We start from the raw sequence: 21,248 nt of genomic DNA, 5'->3' as shown, positions 1-21,248 counted from the left end.
CGCACCCTCACGGTCATGGCCGAACCATCGCCGACGTCCGCGACTCCGGTGTCCAGGGCCCGCCTCCTTGCAGGCAACCCCGCGTTCCGGTCGTTGTGCGCGTCACGAGCGGTGTCGTTCGTCGGTGACGGGATCACCACGACCGCTCTCGTCCTGCTCGTCGCCCCGCGAGACGGCCCCGCTGGGATGGGGCTGCTGCTGGTGGCGAACGCGCTGCCCCGGCTCGGCGGACCGCTGGCCGGCGTCCTCGCCGACCGGGTCCCGGCACGCCGGTTGATGGTGCGGTGCGAACTGGCCTCGGCGCTGGTGATCGGGTTGACCGCGAGCACGCTGCCGTCCCTGCCGGTACTGACCGCGCTCGTGGCGGTCCTCGGGATCCTGGCGACCATCCGGAACCCGGCCGGTCGCAGCTTGGTTCCGGTCCTGGTCGACGCGGCCGACCGCGCGCCGGCCAACGCGCTCTTCGGCCTGGGCCGAACCCTGACGCTCACAGCCGGTCCGGGCTTGGGTGGCCTGCTGGGAGCAGCTCCTGGTGGTGCCCACACCGCGCTGGCCGTCGACGCAGCCACGTTTCTGGCGTCGGCGTTGCTGCTGCGCGGGCTCCCGGCCATCGTGCCGGCCCGGGCCCCTGGTGCAATCACGGGAGTGTGGGCCGAAGCGGGTGGAGGGGTGCGGTACGTCGTGGCGAATCGGCAGATCTTGCTGCTGGTTCTCGGCCTCTTCCCGCTCGTCGCCTTCGCCGCGGTGGACAACGTCGCACTGGTCTTCTTCACCGGCGACGCGATCCACGCCGGTCCGGCCGGGTACGGCGTCGCAGCCGGCGCGTTCGGCGCCGGGATGGTCCTGGCCTCGCTGGCCTGTTCCCGGCTGGCTCGCGGGCACAGGCCGATCGTCCTGCTCGTCCTCGCGGTCGTGGCCACTGGCGCCGGCATGGTCGTCACCGGACTGGCTTCGCTTCTCGCGGTGGTCGTCGCGGCGCAGCTGGTGGCGGGCGCCGGCAACGCCGTGGAGAACATCGCATACGACACCGTCGTGCAGGACCTTGTGCCCCGCCCGTTCCTCGGCCGCGTGTTCGGCACCATCGGCACCGCCGCCCAGCTGGGAGCGGCTTCCGCCTCCGTGCTGGGCAGTTTCCTCGTTGGCATGGTCGGTGCCCGCGCCACCTTTGTCCTCGCCGGCACCGGGATGTTCCTGGTTCTGGTGCTTCTGGTGCGGACGATCGCGCGGCAGCCACGGTGATCGATTGTGTAACCTCGGCAGCTGTGAGCTGGCTGCCCGACGACTTCGTCCACCCCATACACACGCCCGTGCCCGGCACCGGGCTTCACCTGCGGCCGATCCGTGAGGCGGACACCGCTCTGGACTACCCCGCCGTGATGGGCTCCCGGGAGCGCCTGTGGGGGATCTTCGGCCCGGCCTGGTCTTGGCCCAGGGAAACGATGACCTACGAAGAGGACCGCCTCGACCTGCTGCGGCACGAGAAGGAGATAGCCGCGCACCAGTCGTTCAACTATGCGCTGCTGGACGACGAGGAGACCGCGATCCTCGGCTGCGTGTACATCGACCCGCCCGAGCGCACCGGTTCCGACGGCGAGGTGTCCTGGTGGGTGGTCGACGACCTCGTCGGCAGTGACGCGGAGCGTGCGCTCGATGCGCTGGTGCCACAGTGGATCGCCGCGGACTGGCCCTTCCAACGGCCCCGCTTCCTGGGCCGTGACATCACCTGGCAGGACTGGCTCGCGCTGCCGCCGACCTCGTGACACGCCCCAAGCGGTAACGGCGGTCGGACAGCGTTTCGCCCGCTGACGCTCGCTCGTCGGCACGACCGGGCGTTGGCGCGTAGGAGATTGTTTTCCATGACATCTGGAGGGATCGCAGGACCTGAGGTCGTGCTCGAGACCGGTCGGTTACTGCTCCGACCGTGGCGGGTGACCGAGGCTGCCGTGCAGCGCGCGCTGTGGGCCGAGCGTGATCCGCGGGTGCCGCCACATCGGCGGATCGATGCTGGTGGGCATCCGACCGTTGCCGAGCTCGAGGAGGCGATTCGCGCCGGCTGGTCATCGTCGGCCGGGTTGCTCGCGATCGAGCGGAAGGCCGCCGGCGACGTCATCGGCTACTGCGGGCTGATCGACCGCGGGCGGGGTCACGCGGGAGAACTCGAGCTGGCGTTCGAGCTGCTGCGCCGGACCTGGGGGCGTGGCTATGCGACCGAAGCCGCGATGGCTGTTTTGGACTGGGCCAGGTCGGCCGGGTACGGACGTTTGCGGGCCACGGTGTGGGAGTGGAACACCGCCTCCCGCCGCGTGCTGGAGAAGCTCGGATTCACCGCAACCGGGCGTGAGCAGCTGGACGCGGCCCACGGAGCCTCCTTGGTCATGGCCAGGCTGCTGTAGCACGGCCGGCGACTCGCCAGTCGTGTTCCCGATCGGCGGCACGCGGGGGAGTCCACGGACGTTGCTGCACAGGGTCGGTGGCACTGTCGAATGCCGGTCGGCGACGTGACAGTAGGATCATGGTAGGGGCGTCCATTGCGCCAGATCGGAGCTCTGGACTCGTGGCAGCCGACCTACTGCGGTACAGCCGGGCCGATGTCGCGCCAGCCAATCGACGCTGCCTGCTCGCATCGGCGGATACCTTGCGCATAGGTCGAGGTGATCGGCCCGCGCGTTACAGCCGCCGGAAACCAGCCGCCAGCGTCCCGGCTCCACACCGGAGTCACCAACGTCACGGCCTCATACAGCTAGCTGGTGAGGGCGCTTTCCGCCTCCTGCCAGAGTTCGAGCAGCCGGTCGAGTCCTCTTTGCTCGAATGCACCTGCCGCGCCGACCAGAAGCAACTCGGCGCCGTCCGGATGGTCCGTGACGTGGATGCGCAGCTCGTTGGCGGCTTGTGTGCGCTCGATCTCCATCGATTTCACCTCCAGTCCCTCGAGGGCCCAGCTTTGCCCAGCGTCTTCCGTCGAGTGAATCAGGACCACCTGGTAGAGCGGGTTTCGATAATGTTTTCCGGCACGCTGGACTGCGGCGTGGGTGACCAGGGACGCGATGGGGTAATCCCGCAGGTGGAAGGTGTCGCGCATGATCGAGCGGCACTCGCGGACCGTGTGAGCGAGGCCCGCCGCGCTTGGTGCTCGGGAGCGCAGGAGTGCCAGGTTCTGGTAGTAGCCGACCGTGCGGAAGTCTTCGGCTCGCTGCCGGGTGTCGATCGGCGTCACGACGCTGACGTCGTCGGTCCGGGTGAACTGCTTGAGGGCCCACATCACCGCCGCCAGGTGCAGGACGAACCGGGAGCAGCGCAGGCGCCGTGCCGTCTCGTCCAGGCGGCTCGAGGTCGTCCGGGCAAGCGGCTGTGCGGCAGTCAGCGGCCGGAAGGCGTCCGGGTCGCTTTCCGGCGCCGGATTGGCGAGGAGCCGGGGCGGCAGGGGGGTGAGGAGCCGGCGCAGAGCCGGCGTCTCGTCGATGCTCGGGAACGAGGTGCGCACGGAATCCGGGTCGAAGGGGTGCACCTCGCCGAGTTCCTCGGGCCGCTGCGCGTACAAGGCGGCCAGTTCGCGCTGGAGGATGACCCGTGAGCGCTCGTCGATCGCGACGTGGTCGACCGCGAAGAGCAGACTGTGCAGGTTTTCGCGGTGGGGGAGCAGGGCTGCTTGGAGAATCGAGTGCCGGTTCGGGGCGAGAAAATTCCGGGAAAGATCTTCGAATGCCTGAGCCGCGTGCTCGTGGATGGCTGTTTCATCGGAAAGCCCGCTGGGTGGCGCTACTTGGAACACGTCGGGGCCTTCGTTTTCGTGCACGATGGCCAGTACTTCCTCGTCGTCGAGCATCGCGTAGTTGGTTCGCAGGATGGGATGCCTGCGGACGAGTTCCGTAAGTGCGCTACGAAGGCGATCGATGTCCAACGGCCCTCGTAGCAGCAGGTGTACGGCTACGATTTGGGTCGGGACGCCGCCGGGTGTGTGCCGCATTGTGATCAACCGGCGTTGCGGTGGTGTGGCCCGGTAGACGGTGGCGCGTGACGGTAATTCGGCCGCCATTTTCGGTCCTCCATCTGACGTGGAAAGATCAAAAAGATCGTCTCTGAAGCCCCCGTCTCGGCAGCTTAGCAACAGTATCGGTGACTTTGCCACCGAGTGTGCGTGAAGTTGGTTTGCAGGTGAAATGCCGGTGAAGTTCATCGGTCGGACGTGGTGAGCGGGGGTGTCGCCGTGTCCGTTTTCGGCTTTGTGTCGCGCTGCCCGGCCGAACGGCGAGCCGCCATTCGGCCCCTTCCGGATCTGCGATTGTTGCAGTATTTACCGACGTTCGACGTCCTGCGGTTCGCGGAAACTTTGCGTGTTCTTCCAGCTGGAGACGAGTAGCCTGATTGGACCTTTCGGGGGTGTTGCAGTGTGAAGTGACTTCCGGTTGTGATGAGCGTGCCTGCCGTTCGAGTGGGTTACCGCGCTGGCGGTGGTCTTCGCCGCCGCTCGGCAGTAAGAATCGATGAGCACGCCGGGATCGGCACCGGATCTGGGTCCGACCGCGCATCCCGTCTCCTTTCGGTTTGTTCTCCGCGAAATCTTGAGGATCAATGTCTGCTGCATTCACGCCCGCCGGTGTCGCCGTGTGCGCTGCCGAAGACGAGCAGGTCAGTGCCGGTTTCCGCCACCACCTGGGCCAAGCGAGGGAGGCCGTGGCGCTCACCGACGGCCGTAGCTCGCTGACCCGCGCCCGGCTGGCGGAGCTCGGCGACGGCGTGCGCGGACACCCCCGGCTGCGTGCCGCCACCCGGATCGCCGTCGTCGGCACGCAGTCGCTGCGCCTGGCCGCCGTCCTCGCCGCCTGCCACTTGGCAGGCCGCGAGTTCGCCGTCGTCGACGCGGGCGAGGATCCGACCGTGCTCGGCGCGCACCTCGACGCACTGCACCCGGACGCCATCGTCGCCGTGTCCGACCTGGATTTCGCCCGCCGCGAGCCGGTTGTCCGCGCGGATGACCTGTTCTGCGCCCCGAAATCCTCCGTTGAGGACGGTCAGCCGGTGGCGCGGTACGCCTACACCGTGCGGACGTCCGGCACCACCGGACGACCGAAACTCGTGCAGCTCGCGAGGTCGGCCCTCGGCCAGTACGTCGCCGAGTTCACCGCGCACTACGCCGTGGGCCCCGATTCCCGGATCGCCGTCTGGGCCGCGCCGACCTACGACGCCCACCACAGCCAGCTCTTCTCGGCACTGGCGGCCGGTGCGGTCGGGGTCGTCGCCGAGCCCGAGGTGCGTCGCGGCGGTGACAGCGTGCTGGACTGGCTGACCGCCCACCGGATTACGCACTTCGAGACGACCCCGTCGATCCTGCGCCTTCTCGTCGCGGCGGCGGCCACCCGCGGACTGCCGCCGGACCTGGTCCACCTCATGTGCAGTGGCGAGCGTTTCGATCCCGGGCTCGCCCGGGCGGTCGTCGCGCTGGGCGGCAGGCTTCGGCTGTCCAACGAGTACGGCCCCACCGAATGCGTCCTGGCGACGTGGCACGAAGTCACCCCGGCCGACCTCGACCTGCCCGACCTGCCGGTGGGCAGGGCGATCGCGGGCCGCGAGGTGACGGTGTGCCCGCCGCCCGGCGCGGCCACCGCGTCCGCGGCCGACCCCGGCGAGATCATCATCCGGTCGCCGCACCTGTGCGCCGGCTACGGCATCGGGGGTGCACTGGCCGAAGCGTTCCCGGCCGGCGAAGATGGCGTGCGGACCTACCGGACCGGCGACTTCGGCTACGTCGACGACCGCGGCCTGCTGCGCCTCACCGGCCGCCGCGACCGCACGATCAAGCGGCGCGGGGTCAAGATCGACCTCGACGACGTCGAGCGCGCCTTCCGTGCCGTCCCGTACGTCACCGACGCCGCCGTCCGCGCGGAGAACGGCGGAGCCGCGGTGTGGGTGTGGGCGGTGGCGGCCGGCCGTACCGCCGAGGCCCTGCGGGCCGACGTCATGCCGTTACTGGCGGCGGCGAGCGCGCCCGAGCGGATCGTCCTGGTCGACGCCCTGCCCCGGTTGCATTCCGGGAAAGTCGACTACGCCGGTTTGCCCCGTCCTGTCGCGGCAACGACCGAGGGCGCAGCCTCGGCGACCGAGACCGAGGCGGACGTGGCCGCCGAGTTCGCCCGCGTGCTCGGGCTGCCGGAGGCGTCGCCGGACGCCGACTTCTTCGCCCTGGGCGGGCATTCCCTGCTGGCCCTGGACCTGAACCAGGGCCTCGCCCGCCGGTTCGGTGTCACCGTCACGCTGGCCGACGTGCTGCGCCACCCCAAAGCGCGTGCCCTCGCGGCCCTGATCGACAGAAAGCGCGCCGGGCGGCCGGTCACCGGCGCGGACGACCATTCCGCCGGCTTGACGGCGGCGGAACGGCCACTCTGGTCGTGGAGCCAGCTCTTCCCGGCCGACGGCTCGGCCAACGTGGTCGCCGGTTTCCGCACGAAGCTCCCCATCGGGGAAACCGCGGTCACCGAAGCTGCCGGGCGGCTGGTGCGCACCACCGCGCAGCTCCGGCTGCGCTACCCCGCCGCCGGGCGCCCGGAGCGGGTGGTGCACCCGCCGCGCCCGGTCGACGTCCGCACGGTGACGGTCGCCGGCGACCCCGGCGACAGCACGCGGCCCGAGGTGCGCCGGGAGCTGTACCGGCCGTTCGACATCGCCCGCGACCAGCTCGTGCGGGTCGTGCTCGTGCGGTCGGGAACCGAGGTCGCTGTGTTCCTCGTGGTACACCACATCATCTGCGACGGCATCGGTCTCGCGACGCTGCTCGCGGACCTGCACCGGCTGCTGGCCGGCGGGGGCGCGGGCTCGGCGTCGTCGGCACCCGCGGTGCTCACCGGGCCGCCCGCACCGGCGGCCGAGCAGTACTGGCAGTCGGTCAAGGACCGCCTGCGGACGATCCCGTGCACCCTCGCCCCGAGGCCGGGTGCCCTCGCCGAGCCGGAGCCGTTCGCCGTCCCGAAGTCCACTGCGGACGCGTTGCTGGCCGGCGAAAACCTGCGGCTCTCGGTGGTCCTCGTCGAACACGTCGCCGAAGCACTGCTGCGGACGACAGCTGCGGACGCGGTCGTCGTGGAGGTTCCGGTGTCCTTGCGAACGCCCGAGCAGGCTCGTGCGGTCGGCAACTTCGTGGTCGACGTGCCAGTCGTCGTCGACCGGGGCGCCCCGGACGGCCGCGCCGAGCGGCGCAAGCGGATCGCCGCCGACCTGCTCGACGCCGTCGACGCCGCGGCGGTCGCACCCGGCTTCGGTGGGCTGCGGCCCGGCCAGGGCCTCGCCCCGCCCGGGGACGCCGTGGTCGTCCTCGAACACCCGCCCGCCACCACGGTCCCGGATCGGGTCGCGGTTCCCGGCTCGCCGCCACGCAACCCTGTCGCCGTCTACGTGACGGCGGCCGGGGACGACCTCGAATTCCGGGTGCTCGGCCGGGTCGATCCGGCCCTCGCCCGGAATTTCGCCACCCACCTCCGCACAGTGACGGCCGGCCCCGCGGGCCCGCCGGTGAGACAGGAGCACCAGTGACCACTTTCGTGATCCAGCCGGACGACCGGTGGACCCTCGCGAGCCTGCTGGCCGCGTCCGCACCGGGCACCGAGATCCGGCTCTCCGAGGACACCCGGCGGGCGATCACCCGGACCTCGGACTGGGTGGAGCGGCTTTCGGCAGGCCCCGACCTGGTGTACGGGGTCAACACCGGTTTCGGTGCGTTGGCCGACGTGCGGGTGCGTGCCGGCGACGAGCACGAGCTGCAGCTGCGGCACGTCCTTTCGCACGCGTGCGGCGTCGGCGGCCCGTCCCCGCGGGCCGTCGTGCGGATGATGATGCTGGTCAAGCTGCTGACCTTCCGCTCGGGCCAGACCGGGGTGTCGCTCGCGGTGGCCGAACGGCTGGTCGACATGCTCAACCACGGCGTGCACCCGGTCGTTCCGGAACGCGGCACCGTCGGCGCCAGCGGCGACCTCGCCCCACTTTCGCATCTGGCCCTGCCGCTGCTGGGCCGCGGCAAGGTCGAGTACGAGGGCCGCGTTCACGACGCGGCGGACGTGCTGCGCCGCCTGGGCTGGCCGCCACTGCGGCTGACCGCGAAGGACGGCCTGGCGCTGACCAACGGCACCCAGTACATCACCTCGGTGGCGCTGGTGGAGCTGGGCCGGATCGTCGCACTGGCCGAGACCGCAGACCTGGTGGCGGCGATGAGCCTGCAGTCGTTCAGCTGCGCCGAGCGGTTCTTCGACGAGCGTTACCACCGCCGGTCAGGCAACCGCTGGCGCGGCGCGGTGGCCGGCGCACTGCGCGAGCACACCCGTGGCAGCAACCATGCAAAGCTGCCGAGCGCGGTCCCGTCAATGCAGGACCCGTACTCGTTCCGGTGCATCCCGCAGGTGCACGGCGCCGCGCGCGAGCACATCGACAACGCGGAAACGGCCATCCTCAACGAGGTCGACACGGTCGCGGACAACCCGCTGTTCTTCCCCGACGACGAGATCGCGCTGTTCGGCGGTAACCTGCACGGCGAGTCGGTGGCCATGTCGGCCGACCTGCTCGCCATCGCGGTAACCGAGCTGGGCTCGATCTCCGAGCGCCGCACCTACCAACTGCTGTCCGGGCGTCGCGGCCTGCCGGACTTCCTCACCACCGACCCGGGCGTCAACTCCGGGCTGATGATCGTGCAGTACACCTCGGCGGCGCTGGTCAACGAGATGAAGACGCTGTGCCACCCGGCCAGCGTGGACACCATCCCGACCTGCCAGCTGCAGGAAGACCACGTCAGCATGGGCGGCACGGCGGTGCTCAAGCTCCGCCAGGTCGTCAGCGACTTCGAGACGGTTCTGGCGGTCGAGTGGCTCACCGCGTGCCAGGCGGTCGACCTGCGACCGGACCTCGTCCTCTCCGCGCACTGCCGGTCGCTGCACGCGACCTACCGCGGCCTGGTCGAGCGCCTGGACGAAGACCGCGTGCTCAGCGACGACATCGAGCGCACCGCGGAGTTCCTGCGCGGCGTCGAGCTCCGCCCGAGCGTCGAGCGCACGCTGGTCGGACAGGGGGTCGGCTGATGCCGGGAACCACGGTGCTCGCCGAGGTCGAGGAGTGCTGGCGCGGGGTCGCGCCGGAGGCGGGCCGGCTACCCGCCGCGGACGACAACCTGTTCGAGCTGGACGTCGACTCGTTCGTGTTCATCCAGTTCGTGCGCGAGCTGGGGATCCGGTTCGGGGTCGAGCTGCCGCTGGTCGAGATCTTCCGAAGCCCGACCTTCCGCACGGTGGCCGACCACGTCGAGCGGGCGAAGGAGTAGTCGTGTCCGACGTGGTCACCCGGGCGACCCGCGAGGAGTTCGGGCTCTGGTACGAGGAACAGGCAGGCACGCCGATCCGGCGGCTGCTGTGCGCCTTCGCCGCCGCGCTCGCCACTCCGGCGCCACCCGGTCGAGTCGCCGGGGCGCTCGGCCGGGTGCTGGACCGGTACCCGGAGTGCCGGACGGTGTTCGCCCCCGACACCGACGGCACGCTCGTCCGGCTCCCGGGACCGGACCCCACGCCCACCGTCCGCTTCGGACCGGAGTGGTCCGTGGCCGGTGCGGCCGCCGCGCTTGGCGCCGAGCCGTTGTCGGCCGAGACCGGGCCGGTGCTGCGGCTCGGCGTCCTGACCGGCCCCGCAGGCCAGGCGCGGCAGGTGATCGGCGTCGCGCACCACGTCGTGTGGGACGGCCGGTCGGAGGAGCTGTTCTGGGCGGCGCTGGCCCGCGAGCTCGCGGAACCCGGGCCCGACGGCCCGCTGCGGCCGCCACCGCCGGCGTCGGCGCCGGAGGAGACGGCGGACCCGCAGTGGCGAGCCGAGGTGCCCCCGGGCGTCCGAGCCGCGGCCGAGCGGCGGGCACGGGCCCACGGCGTCACCCCGTTCAGCTGGCTCGTCGGGCATTGCGCGGCCGCCGCCGCGGACGCGGGCGAGGGGGCCCTCACGCCGTACATCGACGTCGACCTGCGGGTGCTCGACCCGGCGTCCCGCGAGCGCATCGGCTACTTCCAGACCCAGCGCGCGCTGAGCGTGGTCCACCCCGGCACCTCCGGGCCCGACGCCGCCCGCGCGGTGCTGGCCGACATCGGCGCCCTGGCCGCGCTCGCCCTGACCACCGGCCTGCCGCCCGAGCCGGAGACGACCGGTCCCAGCTGCAAGTTCTACGTCCGCGACCAGCGGTCCGTGCCCGGCGCGGCCCTGACACCGATCGACACCGCCCTGCCCGTCGCCCGCAACGACTTGGCCGCCGGCCTGACCGCGGCGGGCGGGCGGGCTCACCTGACCGTCACCGCCCGGCGCAGGGCGCCCGGCCCGGCGCCCGCGGCACTGGGCCGGGCCCTGCTGGCCGCGCTCGACCGCGCCGCGCACGACGGCCCGCAAGGAGATGAGAAAGCATGAAACAGTTCACCGTCGACCGCCCGGTCGGCGCCTGGTGGCCGGTTCACGGTCCCGACGTCGACGCGGCCGTGGACCACGACGGCGGGGCCGTCCTCGACGGCCCCGGCCTGGCCGGCACCGCCGTCTTCCAGGACCTGGCCGGGCGGGCGTGCGGCCCGCTCTCACGCGACAATCCCGAACACCGCCACGTGACCGACGACCCGACCGGCACCGTCAACACGCCCGTCGAGTTCTCCAGCTCGCGGAAGCTGCTGTGGCACAACGAAAACACCTTCGCCGCACAGTGGCCCCGGCGGATCGCGTTCGCCTGCGCCCGCCGCGCCGCCACCGGAGGGGACACCCCCACCGTGGACATGGCCGCGGTGTACGACCTGATGGATCCCGGGCTGCGCACGCGGTTCGAGGACGCCGGCGTCACCTACACCCGCCGGCTCGGCGGCGACCTGGGCCTGGACTGGCGGACCCTGTACGGCACCGAAGACCGCGCCGAGGCCGAAGCCGCCTGCACCCGCGAAGGCGCGCAGTGGCGCTGGGACGAGGATGTACTGGTCACCCGGCAGCGCCGGGCCGCCGTTGCCGGGGTGCCCGGCGGCCGCCGCTCGTTCGTGGCGCAGGTGCTGCACTGGCACCACCGGGCCCTGGACGCCGACGTACGTGAATCGATGGTCGCACTGATGCCGCCGGAGGAGTTCCCGAAGGACTGCACCTTCGGCGACGGCGAGCCGATCCCGGACACCGCCGTCGACGCCCTGATCGCCCTGTGCACGCGGCTGGAGGAAACCGTGCCGTGGGCCGAGGACCGGGTGGTCCTGCTGGACAACCTGCGCCGGGCGCACGCCCGCAACCCCTACACCGGCGAACGCCGCCTGCTCGTCGCCATGGGTCGCGCGGCAAGCCACACGGAGGCCGGCCGTGTCGCGTGAACTCGTCGCCGCGATCCGCGCCGGGCGCGGGGACGCCGTGATCGAAGGCGGGCGGCGCACGTCCTACCCGCAGCTGCTCGACGATGCCGGTGCGCTGGCCGCGTCGCTGCGCCGGCACGGCGCCGGGCCCGGGACCGTCGTCCCCGTGCAGGGCACCGGTACGACGGAGACGATCACCCAGATCGTCGCGGTGCTGCTGACCGGCGCCGCCTACGCCCCGGTCGACTCGCGCACCCCGGACCGGACCGTGGCCGCCTTCGCCCGGCTCTGCGGCGCTTCGGTCGTGCTCGGCGCCCGGCGGGACACCGCGCACGGCCTGCGCTGGACGGACTCCGCCGAAATCGTCGCGGATGCCAGTCGCGAGCCGTGGACGAGAAGAACCGTGCCCGGCTCGACCGCATACGTCATCGCCACCTCCGGCACGAGCGGCGCTCCGAAGGGCGTCGTCCTGCCCGAGCCGGCGGTACTGGCCTACCTCGGGTGGGCGATGGCCGAGTACGGCGGCGGGTACGGCGCGCCGCTGTTCACCTCGCTCGGCTTCGACCTGACCGTGACCAGCCTGCTGGGACCGCTGGTGTCCGGCCGGACCGTCGCGGTGCTCGACCCGGTGCGGTGGCCGCTGGCCGTCGTGACCGACCCACGTCCCTTCGACGAGGCCGGGTTCGTCAAGCTCACGCCCAGCCAGCTCGACATCGCCTGCCGCCTGATGACCGAGACGGGCACCCGCTCCAGCGTCCCGGTGCTGGTGGTGGGCGGCGAAGCGATGCGCGGGCCGGCCCTCGCCCGATGGCGCGACCGGTTCCCCGCGGCGGCGATCGTCAACGAGTACGGCCCGTCGGAGGCAGCCGTCGGCTGCTGCCGCTACACCGTCCCCGACGGCTTCACCGGCGCCGACGTCCCCATCGGCACACCGCCGCCCGGCGTCGGACTGGAGCTGGCGCCGCTGCCCGCGGACTACGCGTACCCTCGCGACCCCGGCGGCGAGCACGGCGAACTCGTCATCACCGGCGCTCAGGTCGCCGCCGGTTACCTGGTCCCCGACGCGCTGGGGCGCGGGGTGCTGACCCCGTTCGCCGTGCGGGCCGGGCAGCGCCGGTACCCCAGCGGGGACCACGTCTCCCGCGGGCCAGGCGGCCTGTTCACCTACCACGGCCGGATCGGCCGCGAGGTCAAGGTGAACGGCTTCCGGGTCAACCTGGCCGCGATCGAGTCGCGGCTGGCGGACTGTCCCGGCGTGCTCGCCGCCACGGTCGCCGCCGGACCCGGCGGGCTCACCGCCCACGTCGCCGCGAGCGGCCCGGCGGTCACCCCCCGGTCGGTGCGGCGGTACCTGCTCGAGTTCTTCCCCGTCTACGCGGTGCCCGCGGAGATCGCCGTCGGCCCCGAAATCGCCGTGACCGAGCGCGGGAAGCTCGCCACGGCCCTGTCGTCCCCCCACTCCGAGGACCGGTCATGACCACCCTGCCCCTGCGCACCACCCCGGCCACGCTGACGCCCGGCGATCTCGGCCACGACCTGCGCACCACCCCGCCCGCAGCCGCCGCAGCGCGCGTGCGGGCCGAACTGGCCGACGCGGGCGCGGTGCTGTTGCGCGGGTTCGGCGTCGACGGCACCGACGACTTCGCCGCCGTCGTGGCCGCCCTGGGCGGCGAGCGGCTGGAGTACACCGAGCGCTCGACGCCGCGCAAATCGCTCGGCGGCCGCGTCTACACCTCCACCGAGTACGCCAAGGACAAGGAGATCTTCTTCCACAACGAGAACTCCTACCAGGCGTCGTGGCCGCGCTGGCTGTTCTTCCACTGCAGCGTCCCGGCCGCCGGGGGCGGGGCCACCCCGCTGGCCGACATCCGCGAGGTGACCCGGCTGCTCGACGCGGACGTGCGGGCAGAGTTCGCCGAACGCGGCTGGCTGCACGTGCGCACCTACCAGCCCGGGTTCGGCCTGCCGTGGCCGGAGGTGTTCGGCACCGAGGACCGCGCCGAGGTCGACCGCTACTGTGCCGCGGCCGGGATCACCACGACCTGGCGTCCCGACGGCGTGCTCCAGACCCGGGCCCGGCGGGCGGCCTTCCACCGGCACCCCGACACCGGGGAATCGTTGTGGTTCAACCATATCGCGTTCTTCCACCCGAGCACGCTGCCGCCGGCCGCGCTCGCCGTGCTCACCGACATGCTCGGGCACGACAGCCTGCCCAACGACACCTGCTACGGCGACGGCAAGCGCATCCCCGACAGCGTGTGCGCGCACATCCGCGACTGCTACCGGCGCGCGTCCTCGCGGTTCGACTACGAGCGGGGCGATGTCCTGTTCGTGGACAACATGCTCGCCGCGCACGGCCGGGAGCCCTACGACGGCGACCGGAGCGTCGCGGTCGCCATGACCGGCCTGGTGCGGGGGACCGCGTGACCGCCGTCGCCGCGCCCGGGACGGCCGCCCGCGTCCGGCTGCCGGTCAACGAGGACGTCACCACCCGCGCCTACCAGTTCTACGCGTTCCCGGTGTCGATCATCGAGGCCTGCGACCCGGCGAAGGTCGAGTGGACGCTGACGAACTTCATCCACCTGGCCTACGACCGGCGGCCGGGCACGCCGGTGCCGCTGTGCTTCTACATCTTCGACTACGCGGCGAACCCGCACCTGGAAACGATGCGGACCGACGCGGAGCTGATGCACGACCTGCTCGGCTCGCGGCTGTCCGGGTTCGCCGCGCGGCAGCTGGCGCAGGGCTGGTACCTCTACCTCAACGTCGACGAGCACCACATCCCGCGCCGGTACGCCTTCGGGCGCCGGCGGATGTCCCACGACCTGCTCGTGCACGGGTTCGACGCCGAAGCCGGCACGGTCGACATCCTGGGCTACGACGAGAACCCCGTCTTCCGCTCGGTCACCATCCCGGCCGCCGCGCTGGACCGGGCGTTCGCGGAGCACCGCGGGCTCGGCAGCGGGTGCCGTCAGTTCGTCATGTACCGGTACCTGCCGGAGAGCGCGTTCGCCTTCGACCGGGACTTCGTCGCCGCGGAGATCCGCACCTACCTGCGGTCGGAGAACCCGACCGCCGCGCTGCGGGCGTTGCGCGAACCGTGGGACCGCGTGTACGGGCTGGCCGTGTGGGACTGCTTCGCGGACGAGATCGCCGCCGCCCGCGCGGGCGAGCGCGAGTACGACAACCGCTCGGCCCGGGTGCTATTCGAGCATTCGAGCCTGATGCTGGACCGGATCCGGCTGCTGCTCGCGGGCGACCCGACCGCCGCCGAAGAGGCCACCCGTGCCTACCGCCCGGTGGTCCGCTTCTGCCGCAGCCTCTGCTACGCCGTCCTGGCCGCCGCGACGGCGGGCGACCACTCCTCCCTCGACCGGCTCGCCGGCGAATTCGCCGGCGTCACCGACCGCCACGCCGCCGTGCTGCGGGCGCTCGTCGGCCCGGACACCCCCTGACCGCAAGGAGATCTGTCGTGTACGTGTTGGGAATCAGCGGGCTGAACCGCAGCGAACCCCGCATGCGTCGGGAATTCCCCGGCTTGGAGCGCCGGCAGTACCGGCTGGCGCAGGGCGCGGACTCGGCCGCAGCCCTGGTGACCCCGGACGGCATCGTCGCCGCGGCCGCCGAGGAGCGGTTCGCCCGCGACAAGGGCACCGGCCGCTTCCCCCGCCAAGCCGTGGACTACGTCCTCGCCGAGGCCGGCATCAAGCCGCGGGACGTCGCGTTCGTCGCGCACAACTTCGACTTCGCCCCCTACCGGCCGTTCTTCGAGACCGAAGGCACGCTCGAGGAGTACGACGAGGTGTACTCGGCCGACGCGGTGGCGCGCGACCTGCACGCCGAGCACACCTGGGACCCCGCCATGCGGATCGTCCCGGTCGCCCACCACCTCGCGCACGCCGCCAGCGCGTTCTACTGCTCGGGTTATCCCGAAGCCGACGTCCTCGTGGCCGACGGCATCGGCGAGTTCGAGAGCACGTCGCTCTACCGCGCCGACGCCGACGGGATCCGCACCACCGCGCAGATCCGCGGGCTGCACTCGATCGGCCTGGCCTACGGCCTGGTCACCATGCACCTGGGCTTCTGGATGAACATGGACGAGTACAAGGTGATGGGCCTCGCCCCGTACGGCAACCCGGCGCCGATGCGCGAGGCGGTGGCCGAGATCGTCCGGCTGCGCGAGGACGGCACCTACAGCACACCGTTCACGTACCTGAACCGGACGCCGCAGGAGCGTGCCACCTACGCGCGGTCACTGGAGTACCTGGCCGAGCTGCTGGGCCCGGCCCGGCGGCCCGAGGAGCCGATGCAGCAGCGGCACCTCGACCTCGCCGCCGCCCTCCAGGAGGCGACGGAGCAGGCGGTCCTGCGGTTCCTGGCCGTCGAGCGGCCGCGCGCGGACTCGCTGTGCCTCGCCGGCGGGGTCGCGCTCAACTGCGTGGTCAACAAGGCGATCCGGGAGACCGGGTGGTACCGCCGCCAGTTCGTGCAGCCCGCCGCCGGAGACGACGGCACCGCGCTCGGCGCGGCGCTGGCCGTGCTGCACCGCGCCGACCCCCGGCTGCCCGAGCTGCCCGCCCCGGCCCGCCGAACGCCGCGGCTGGGCCCGCCCTACCTCGGGCCGGCCTACGGCCCGGGCGAGGTCACGGCCGCGCTGAACGGCATCGACGCCACGGTGACCCGGCCCGGTCCCGCCGCACTGGCCGCCGAGGTGGCGCGGCTGCTCGCCGACGGCCGGGTGGTCGCGCTCTTCCAGGGCCGCATGGAGTACGGGCCGCGGGCACTGGGCAACCGCAGCATCCTCGCCGACCCGTCCACGGCGGAGATGCGCGACCGCATCAACGCGATGGTCAAGCACCGCGAAGACTTCCGACCGCTGGCTCCGGCCGTGCTGGAGGAGTACACCCAGGACTGCTTCGTCGTCGATGACCCGGCGGAGTTCCTCTGGATGGTGGAGACCGTCGACGTCCGTCCTGAGTGGACGGATCGGCTCGGCGGCGTGACGCACGTCGACGGCTCGGCCCGCATCCAGGTCGTCCGGCGGGCCGACAACGAGCTCTACTGGCGGATCATCGACGGGTTCCGCGAACTGACCGGTACCCCGGTGGTCCTCAACACCTCGTTCAACGTGCGTGGCGAGCCGGTCGTGTGCTCGCCCGCGGACGCGGTGCGCACCTTCCTGAGCAGCGACGTCGACGCTTTGGTGCTGGGCGACCACCTCGTCGTGCGGAAGGCCGACGACGTCGAGCAGATCATCAGCCGGCTCTGGCAGGAAATTCTCGGGATCGACCCGCCGGGCCCGGACAGCCGGTTCTTCGCGGTCGGCGGCGACTCGATCACGTCGGTGCGGTTCGTCGCACTCGCCCGCGGCGAGGGGCTGCAGCTCAGCCTGCGGGACATGCTTGCCGACGACCGGCTGGACGTGCTTGCCGGGCACGCCCGTCTGCGAGCGGCGTCGTGACCGCCGCCACGCACGAGGTCGCCACCGACCCCGCCGACCTGCCGGACGACCACTGGACCGGGGTGCCCCCGTTCGGGCTGCTCGAGGACGCCGACCGGGCCCGGGTGCCCGCCGGGGCGGTCGACGCGTTCCCGATGACCGCGCAACAGACCGCGATGGCCGCTCAGCTGGTGCTCGGTTCGGCCCGGCGCCGCAAGGGGGCGACGGACGTGCCGCCGTACCACAACGTAGCCATGTCACGGATGTCCGTGCCGAAGGTCGACCCGGCGGTGTTCGCCGGATGCGCCGAGGCACTCGTGGACCGGCACGAGATGTTCCGTTCAGTGCTGGACCTCGACACGTTCTCCCGGCCGATGCAGATCGTGCTGGCCCACGCGCCCGAGCCGGTGCTGACCGTGCACGACCTGCGGGGCTTGCCCGCGGCCGCCCGGGATGCGGAGCTGGAACGGTTCGCCGCGGCCGAGAACGCCAAGACGCTGTCGCTCACCGCGGCGCCACTGACCCGGTTCACCCTGCACGTTCTGAGCGATCGGGACATCGCGTTCACCATCACCGAGCCGCACGCGATCGCCGACGGCTGGAGCACGCACCTCAACCTGGTCGAGTTCTTCGACACCTACGTCGCCGCGCTCGGCACCGGGCAGGCTGCGGCGACCCCGCCGCCGTCCGCCCGGCTGCGACACCACAGCGCGCAGCAGGACGCCATGCTCGAGTCCACGGTGGACAACCAGTGGTGGCGGGACCGGCTGCGCCCGTGGACCGAGGCCGCCGCGCCGCCGGGCCCGGCGGGCGCCGGACCGGCCTGGCACGCCACACTGTCGATCACCGGTGCCGAGTTCGCGGCGCTGGAAGAGCTGGCGCGGACGTCCGGCACCGGCCTCAAGGCCGTCCTGCTGACCGTGCACCTGACAGCGTTGCGGGAGCTCCCGGGCGCGGTGGGAACGCTGACCGGCGTCACGGTCAACACCCGGCTCGCCGTCGAGGACGGCGTCGACGCGCGCGGCATGTTCCTCAACGTCGTCCCGCTGCCGTGGACCGGGGCCGTCCCCGAGCCCGCCGCGGTCCGCGCCGGCCTGCTGGCGGCGACCACGCGGGGCCGAGTGCCGCTGGCCCACCTGGTCCGCACGCTCGGGCCGGCGGCCGCGCCCCGGTCGTTGTTCGTGTTCAACAGCTTCCACAGCATCGCCGGGGCCGCGCAGCGGCTGGGCGTGGACACGTTCGAGGAGGTGGCCGACTGGTCGCGCACCGACTTCCCGTTCGAGGCGAGCTTCAACCGCAGCGAAGAGGCCGACGGCCGGATCGACCTGCAGCTCTACTCCGACGGCCGGTTCGCCGGCGAGCCTGACGCCGTGCGCGCCTACCGGGGCGCCGTTCGCGCTGTGGGGGGACTCGGCGATGACTGAGCCCAGCTGCGGGGCGACACTGTGGCGGGCCCTCTGCGCCGCCGCGGCGGCCGAGCCCGGCCGGACCGTGATCCGGGACGGCGCCCGCGTCCTGACCGCCCGCGAACTCGTGACCGTGGTGGGCACCGCCGCCCTGCGGCTGCGGCAGGTCGTGCCGCCGGGCTCCCGGGTCGGAGTACGCCTGGCACCCGGGACCGACCAGCACGTCGCGATCCTCGCCACCCTCGTGGCGTCCTGTGTGTACGTTCCGCTCGATGTGTCGTGGTCGGTGGAACGGACCGCCTACGTTTGCGGGGACGCCGAAGTCGCCCTGGTCCTGGGCGACGGGCCGGCGGGCACCCGCTCGCTGCCCTTCGCCGAGCTGGGGGCGCACCGGCTGGCCGTACCGGACGCGACGGTCCCGGACCTCGGCGCCGCGGTCGCCCGCCTCGACACGACGCCGGTGCCGCCGGTCTACGTGATGTACACCAGCGGGACCACGGGCGCGCCGAAGGGCGTCGAGACGACCTGGCCGGCGCTGCGCAACCGGCTCGCCTGGATGCAGGACTTATACCCGCTCAGGCCCGCTGACGTGGTGCTGTCCAAGACCTCCTGCGGGTTCGACGTGTCCATTTGGGAGTACCTGTGGCCTCGGCTGCACGGCGCGTGCACCGCCGTCCTCGACATCCGCGCGGACGGCGGCTGGTCCGGCCTGTGGCGGGTGCTGCGCGAGGAGGGCGTCACCGTGTGCCACTTCGTCCCGTCGGTCGCGCGGGCCGCACTGCGCGACCCGGCGGCCGGCCCGGTGCCGAACCTGCGCATGATCGCCCTCAGCGGCGAGGTGCTCGACCGCGACACGGCGTCGGCGCTGCAGCGGCTCGCGCCGGCAGCGCGGATCGTCAACATGTACGGGCCGACCGAGTGCGCGATCGACGTCAGCCACTGGACGTTCGACGAGCGCGAGCAGTGGGACCCCGTTCCGATCGGGCGCGGCGCCGCAGGCTGCGCGCTGACCCTGCGCCCCTCCGGCGAGCTGGTGATCTCCGGCGTGCAGGTCGCCGGCGGCTACCTGGGCGCAGCCGCGGGCACCGGCGGGTTCAACCCGGACGGCACGGCCTACGCGACCGGGGACACCGCGGTCGAGGTCGAGCCGGGCATCTACGCCGTGCTCGGCCGGAGCGACCGGCAGGTCAAGCTCAACGGGGTGCGCGTGGAGCTGGACGGGCTGGAGGCGGCGGTGCGGGCCCACCCCGGAATCCAGGACTGCGCCGCGTTCCTGGACACCGGCGACCCGGGCAGTCCGCCCCGGGTGGTGCTCGCGTGCCGGCCGCGCGACCCCGGCGCGGTGCCCGGCACCCGCGTGATCCGGGAATTCGTCCGGGCCACCTCGGCGATGGAGGACGTCGCGTTCCGGCTGGTCCCCGTGGACCGCCTGCCGCTGACCGCCTCCGGCAAGACCGACTACCGGGCCCTGGCCCACGACGTAGGAGAAGGGAGTCACCGTGGACAGCGCGTTCACTGACCTGGAACGGGAGTACACCGCCGTCACCGGCCGGCCGCTCGATGAGCCGGACCTGGACATCTTCGATCTCGGCCTGGCCTCGATGGCCGTGCTGGAGCTGATCAGCAGGCTGCGCGGGCTGGGCTACGAGCTGCGGATGGACGACTTCGTCAACGCAGAGAGCATGCGCGAGGTCGCGCGGACGATGGCCGGATGCCGGCTGTGAGGCTGCTGCGCGCCAACCCCCGGTTCCGGGTGCTGTGGGTGATCAACCTCGTGTCGTCGATGGTCGGCTGGTCACTGGGCATCGCGCTGTCGGTCCACGTCTACCTGCTGACGCAGTCGGCGCTGCTGACCAGCGTCCTGGCGGCGACCTCGACAGTGGCCGGCATCGCCTTCGGCGCACTGGCGGGATCGACGGCCGACCGGCACAACCGCCTGCGCATCGTCCGGTCCGGCCTGCTGATCCGGGTGCTGTTGCTGGTGGCGCTGTTCGGCGTCGCCGAGTCGGGGCCGGGCCTGGTGGCCGTGGTCTTCCTGCAGGCGACGGTCCAGCAGTTCTACGGTCCGGCGGAGCAGGTGCTCATCGCGTCCTACGTCTCCGGCGAGGAACTGTCGGAAGCCAACGGGCTCAATTCGTTCGCCTCCAACGCGACCCGGCTGATCGCCCCGGCCCTCGGCGGCTTCGTCATCGCCTGGGCCGGGTTCCGCTGGACGGTCGTGGGCATGTCGGTGCTGATGGCGGTGTCGTTCCTGCTGAGCCTGGCACTCCCGGGCGACCGCGCGAGGCGGACGGCCCGCGCGGAAACCGGGTCCGGCGGGGGAGTGCGCGAGCTGCTGCGCACCAACGCCCGCGTCCGCGGGCTGGTCCTGCTGCAGCTGCTGGACGCCCTCAAGGAGGGGCCGCTGTCGGCGCTGTTCCCGGTTCTGATGCTGGGGGTGATCGGCGCCACGTCGGGTGAGATGGGCACGGCCAACAGCGCCTTCGCCGTCACGGCGGTGATCGCGGGCCCGATCGTCGGCGTGACGGTCCGCCGCCTCGGCTACCGGCTCCCGGTGGTGGCCGGGGCAGCCATCGCGAACGCGCTGATCGTGGTGCTGGCGGTGTGGCCGTCGACGGCCATGGCGTTGGTGGTGTTCGGTCTGTCTGGCCTGCCGTTCACGCTGTCCTGGGTGGGCACGCAGACGTGGCTGCTGCTGACGGTCCCGGAGACCAGCCGCGGCCGCATCGTCGGCACGTCGGGAGCGCTGTACGCGGCGATCCTGCTGGTCACGATGCTGGCCGCAGGAGCATTGGCCGACCTGGTGGGCGTCCGCTGGGTCCTGGGCGCGACGGCGGGCGCGGCGGTCGCGGGCCTGCTGGCGGTCGACCGTCTGGTCCGCACCCAGCTGGAAAGCCCGGTCCCGGCATGACCGCAGTGGGCACGCCACCCGCAGAGGTGGCGGCTGACGCCGGGAGTATGTCGACGCGCCGGATCATCGCTCTGACCCGAGGCATCTGTGCGGCCGACGTCCCGGACGCAGCGGTGGCGGACGTACTCCGGGCGGACCGCATCCCGATCTGCTGGGTCTGCCACGAAGGCCACTTCAGC

General features: G+C 72.3%; 17 protein-coding genes. 16 read left to right on the top strand and 1 reads right to left on the bottom strand.

Annotated features, from left to right (window positions below):
• Window positions 1–15 precede the first annotated feature (15 nt).
• From HUT10_RS10530 to HUT10_RS10520, 3 genes are all read left to right on the top strand, one after another.
• On the top strand, window positions 16–1,239 hold the full coding sequence (locus HUT10_RS10530; RefSeq protein WP_176171014.1) for an MFS transporter: 1,224 nt from the start codon (window positions 16–18) through the stop codon (window positions 1,237–1,239).
• A 23-nt stretch (window positions 1,240–1,262) separates the two neighbouring features.
• On the top strand, window positions 1,263–1,760 hold the full coding sequence (locus HUT10_RS10525) for an N-acetyltransferase (protein WP_176171013.1): 498 nt from the start codon (window positions 1,263–1,265) through the stop codon (window positions 1,758–1,760).
• 96 nt (window positions 1,761–1,856) lie between these two features.
• A complete protein-coding gene (locus HUT10_RS10520; RefSeq protein WP_176171012.1) occupies window positions 1,857–2,393 on the top strand; it encodes a GNAT family N-acetyltransferase in 537 nt (178 codons plus the stop codon).
• A 347-nt stretch (window positions 2,394–2,740) separates the two neighbouring features.
• Here HUT10_RS10520 and HUT10_RS10515 read toward each other — a convergent pair whose 3' ends face one another.
• Window positions 2,741–4,033, bottom strand: a complete 1,293-nt coding sequence (locus tag HUT10_RS10515) for a condensation domain-containing protein (protein ID WP_176171011.1) — start codon at window positions 4,031–4,033, stop codon at window positions 2,741–2,743.
• 536 nt (window positions 4,034–4,569) lie between these two features.
• On the opposite strand from HUT10_RS10515, the gene HUT10_RS10510 reads away from it, so the two are divergent.
• From HUT10_RS10510 to HUT10_RS10450, 13 genes are read left to right on the top strand one after another with little or no spacing between them, the layout of a single operon-like run.
• A complete protein-coding gene (locus HUT10_RS10510) occupies window positions 4,570–7,521 on the top strand; it encodes an AMP-binding protein (protein WP_176171010.1) in 2,952 nt (983 codons plus the stop codon).
• The gene (gene hutH / locus HUT10_RS10505; RefSeq protein ID WP_176171009.1) at window positions 7,518–9,053 is read left to right on the top strand and encodes a histidine ammonia-lyase; all 1,536 of its coding nucleotides are present in this window, start codon (window positions 7,518–7,520) and stop codon (window positions 9,051–9,053) included. The genes HUT10_RS10510 and hutH overlap by 4 nt, the downstream gene beginning before the upstream one ends.
• Window positions 9,053–9,292 (top strand): acyl carrier protein, encoded by a 240-nt coding sequence (locus HUT10_RS10500; protein WP_176171008.1) that lies wholly within the window; start codon window positions 9,053–9,055, stop codon window positions 9,290–9,292. Before hutH ends, HUT10_RS10500 begins: the two co-directional genes overlap by 1 nt.
• 2 nt (window positions 9,293–9,294) lie before the next feature.
• Window positions 9,295–10,410: a hypothetical protein gene (locus HUT10_RS10495; RefSeq protein ID WP_176171007.1), complete on the top strand. Its 1,116-nt coding sequence runs from the start codon at window positions 9,295–9,297 to the stop codon at window positions 10,408–10,410.
• Entirely contained in the window at window positions 10,407–11,333 is a 927-nt protein-coding gene (locus tag HUT10_RS10490) for a TauD/TfdA family dioxygenase (RefSeq protein WP_176171006.1), read from the top strand. Before HUT10_RS10495 ends, HUT10_RS10490 begins: the two co-directional genes overlap by 4 nt.
• A complete protein-coding gene (locus HUT10_RS10485) occupies window positions 11,323–12,789 on the top strand; it encodes an AMP-binding protein (protein ID WP_176171005.1) in 1,467 nt (488 codons plus the stop codon). Before HUT10_RS10490 ends, HUT10_RS10485 begins: the two co-directional genes overlap by 11 nt.
• Complete coding sequence (locus HUT10_RS10480; RefSeq protein ID WP_176171004.1) at window positions 12,786–13,739, top strand: TauD/TfdA family dioxygenase; 954 nt, start codon at window positions 12,786–12,788, stop codon at window positions 13,737–13,739. Before HUT10_RS10485 ends, HUT10_RS10480 begins: the two co-directional genes overlap by 4 nt.
• Window positions 13,736–14,767, top strand: coding sequence for a hypothetical protein (locus HUT10_RS10475; RefSeq protein ID WP_176171003.1), 1,032 nt, complete (start codon window positions 13,736–13,738; stop codon window positions 14,765–14,767). Before HUT10_RS10480 ends, HUT10_RS10475 begins: the two co-directional genes overlap by 4 nt.
• A gap of 17 nt (window positions 14,768–14,784) precedes the next feature.
• Window positions 14,785–16,773 (top strand): carbamoyltransferase C-terminal domain-containing protein, encoded by a 1,989-nt coding sequence (locus HUT10_RS10470; protein WP_176171002.1) that lies wholly within the window; start codon window positions 14,785–14,787, stop codon window positions 16,771–16,773.
• Window positions 16,770–18,176, top strand: coding sequence for a condensation domain-containing protein (locus HUT10_RS10465; RefSeq protein ID WP_176171001.1), 1,407 nt, complete (start codon window positions 16,770–16,772; stop codon window positions 18,174–18,176). Before HUT10_RS10470 ends, HUT10_RS10465 begins: the two co-directional genes overlap by 4 nt.
• Window positions 18,169–19,677: an AMP-binding protein gene (locus tag HUT10_RS10460; protein WP_176171000.1), complete on the top strand. Its 1,509-nt coding sequence runs from the start codon at window positions 18,169–18,171 to the stop codon at window positions 19,675–19,677. The genes HUT10_RS10465 and HUT10_RS10460 overlap by 8 nt, the downstream gene beginning before the upstream one ends.
• Window positions 19,658–19,882 carry an acyl carrier protein gene (locus tag HUT10_RS10455; protein WP_176170999.1) on the top strand — a complete coding sequence of 75 codons (225 nt, stop codon included), beginning with the start codon at window positions 19,658–19,660 and terminating at the stop codon, window positions 19,880–19,882. The genes HUT10_RS10460 and HUT10_RS10455 overlap by 20 nt, the downstream gene beginning before the upstream one ends.
• Window positions 19,870–21,069 carry an MFS transporter gene (locus HUT10_RS10450; RefSeq protein WP_254896809.1) on the top strand — a complete coding sequence of 400 codons (1,200 nt, stop codon included), beginning with the start codon at window positions 19,870–19,872 and terminating at the stop codon, window positions 21,067–21,069. Before HUT10_RS10455 ends, HUT10_RS10450 begins: the two co-directional genes overlap by 13 nt.
• Window positions 21,070–21,248: the final 179 nt, after the last annotated feature.

The sequence above is a fragment of the Amycolatopsis sp. Hca4 genome (assembly GCF_013364075.1).
Classification (GTDB): domain Bacteria; phylum Actinomycetota; class Actinomycetes; order Mycobacteriales; family Pseudonocardiaceae; genus Amycolatopsis.
Note: the sequence above shows the minus strand (reverse complement) of the source record. Positions and strands in the feature narration are given on the sequence as shown.

What these genes read in the sequence shown, in the direction of transcription:
- HUT10_RS10530 (WP_176171014.1), top strand. Translation starts at nt 16, where the DNA reads ATGGCCGAACCATCGCCGACGTCCGCGACTCCGGTGTCCAGGGCCCGC.
- HUT10_RS10520 (WP_176171012.1), top strand. Translation starts at nt 1,857, where the DNA reads ATGACATCTGGAGGGATCGCAGGACCTGAGGTCGTGCTCGAGACCGGT.
- HUT10_RS10515 (WP_176171011.1), bottom strand. Translation starts at nt 4,033, where the DNA reads ATGGCGGCCGAATTACCGTCACGCGCCACCGTCTACCGGGCCACACCA.
- HUT10_RS10510 (WP_176171010.1), top strand. Translation starts at nt 4,570, where the DNA reads ATGTCTGCTGCATTCACGCCCGCCGGTGTCGCCGTGTGCGCTGCCGAA.
- HUT10_RS10500 (WP_176171008.1), top strand. Translation starts at nt 9,053, where the DNA reads ATGCCGGGAACCACGGTGCTCGCCGAGGTCGAGGAGTGCTGGCGCGGG.
- HUT10_RS10490 (WP_176171006.1), top strand. Translation starts at nt 10,407, where the DNA reads ATGAAACAGTTCACCGTCGACCGCCCGGTCGGCGCCTGGTGGCCGGTT.
- HUT10_RS10480 (WP_176171004.1), top strand. Translation starts at nt 12,786, where the DNA reads ATGACCACCCTGCCCCTGCGCACCACCCCGGCCACGCTGACGCCCGGC.
- HUT10_RS10460 (WP_176171000.1), top strand. Translation starts at nt 18,169, where the DNA reads ATGACTGAGCCCAGCTGCGGGGCGACACTGTGGCGGGCCCTCTGCGCC.
- HUT10_RS10450 (WP_254896809.1), top strand. Translation starts at nt 19,870, where the DNA reads ATGCCGGCTGTGAGGCTGCTGCGCGCCAACCCCCGGTTCCGGGTGCTG.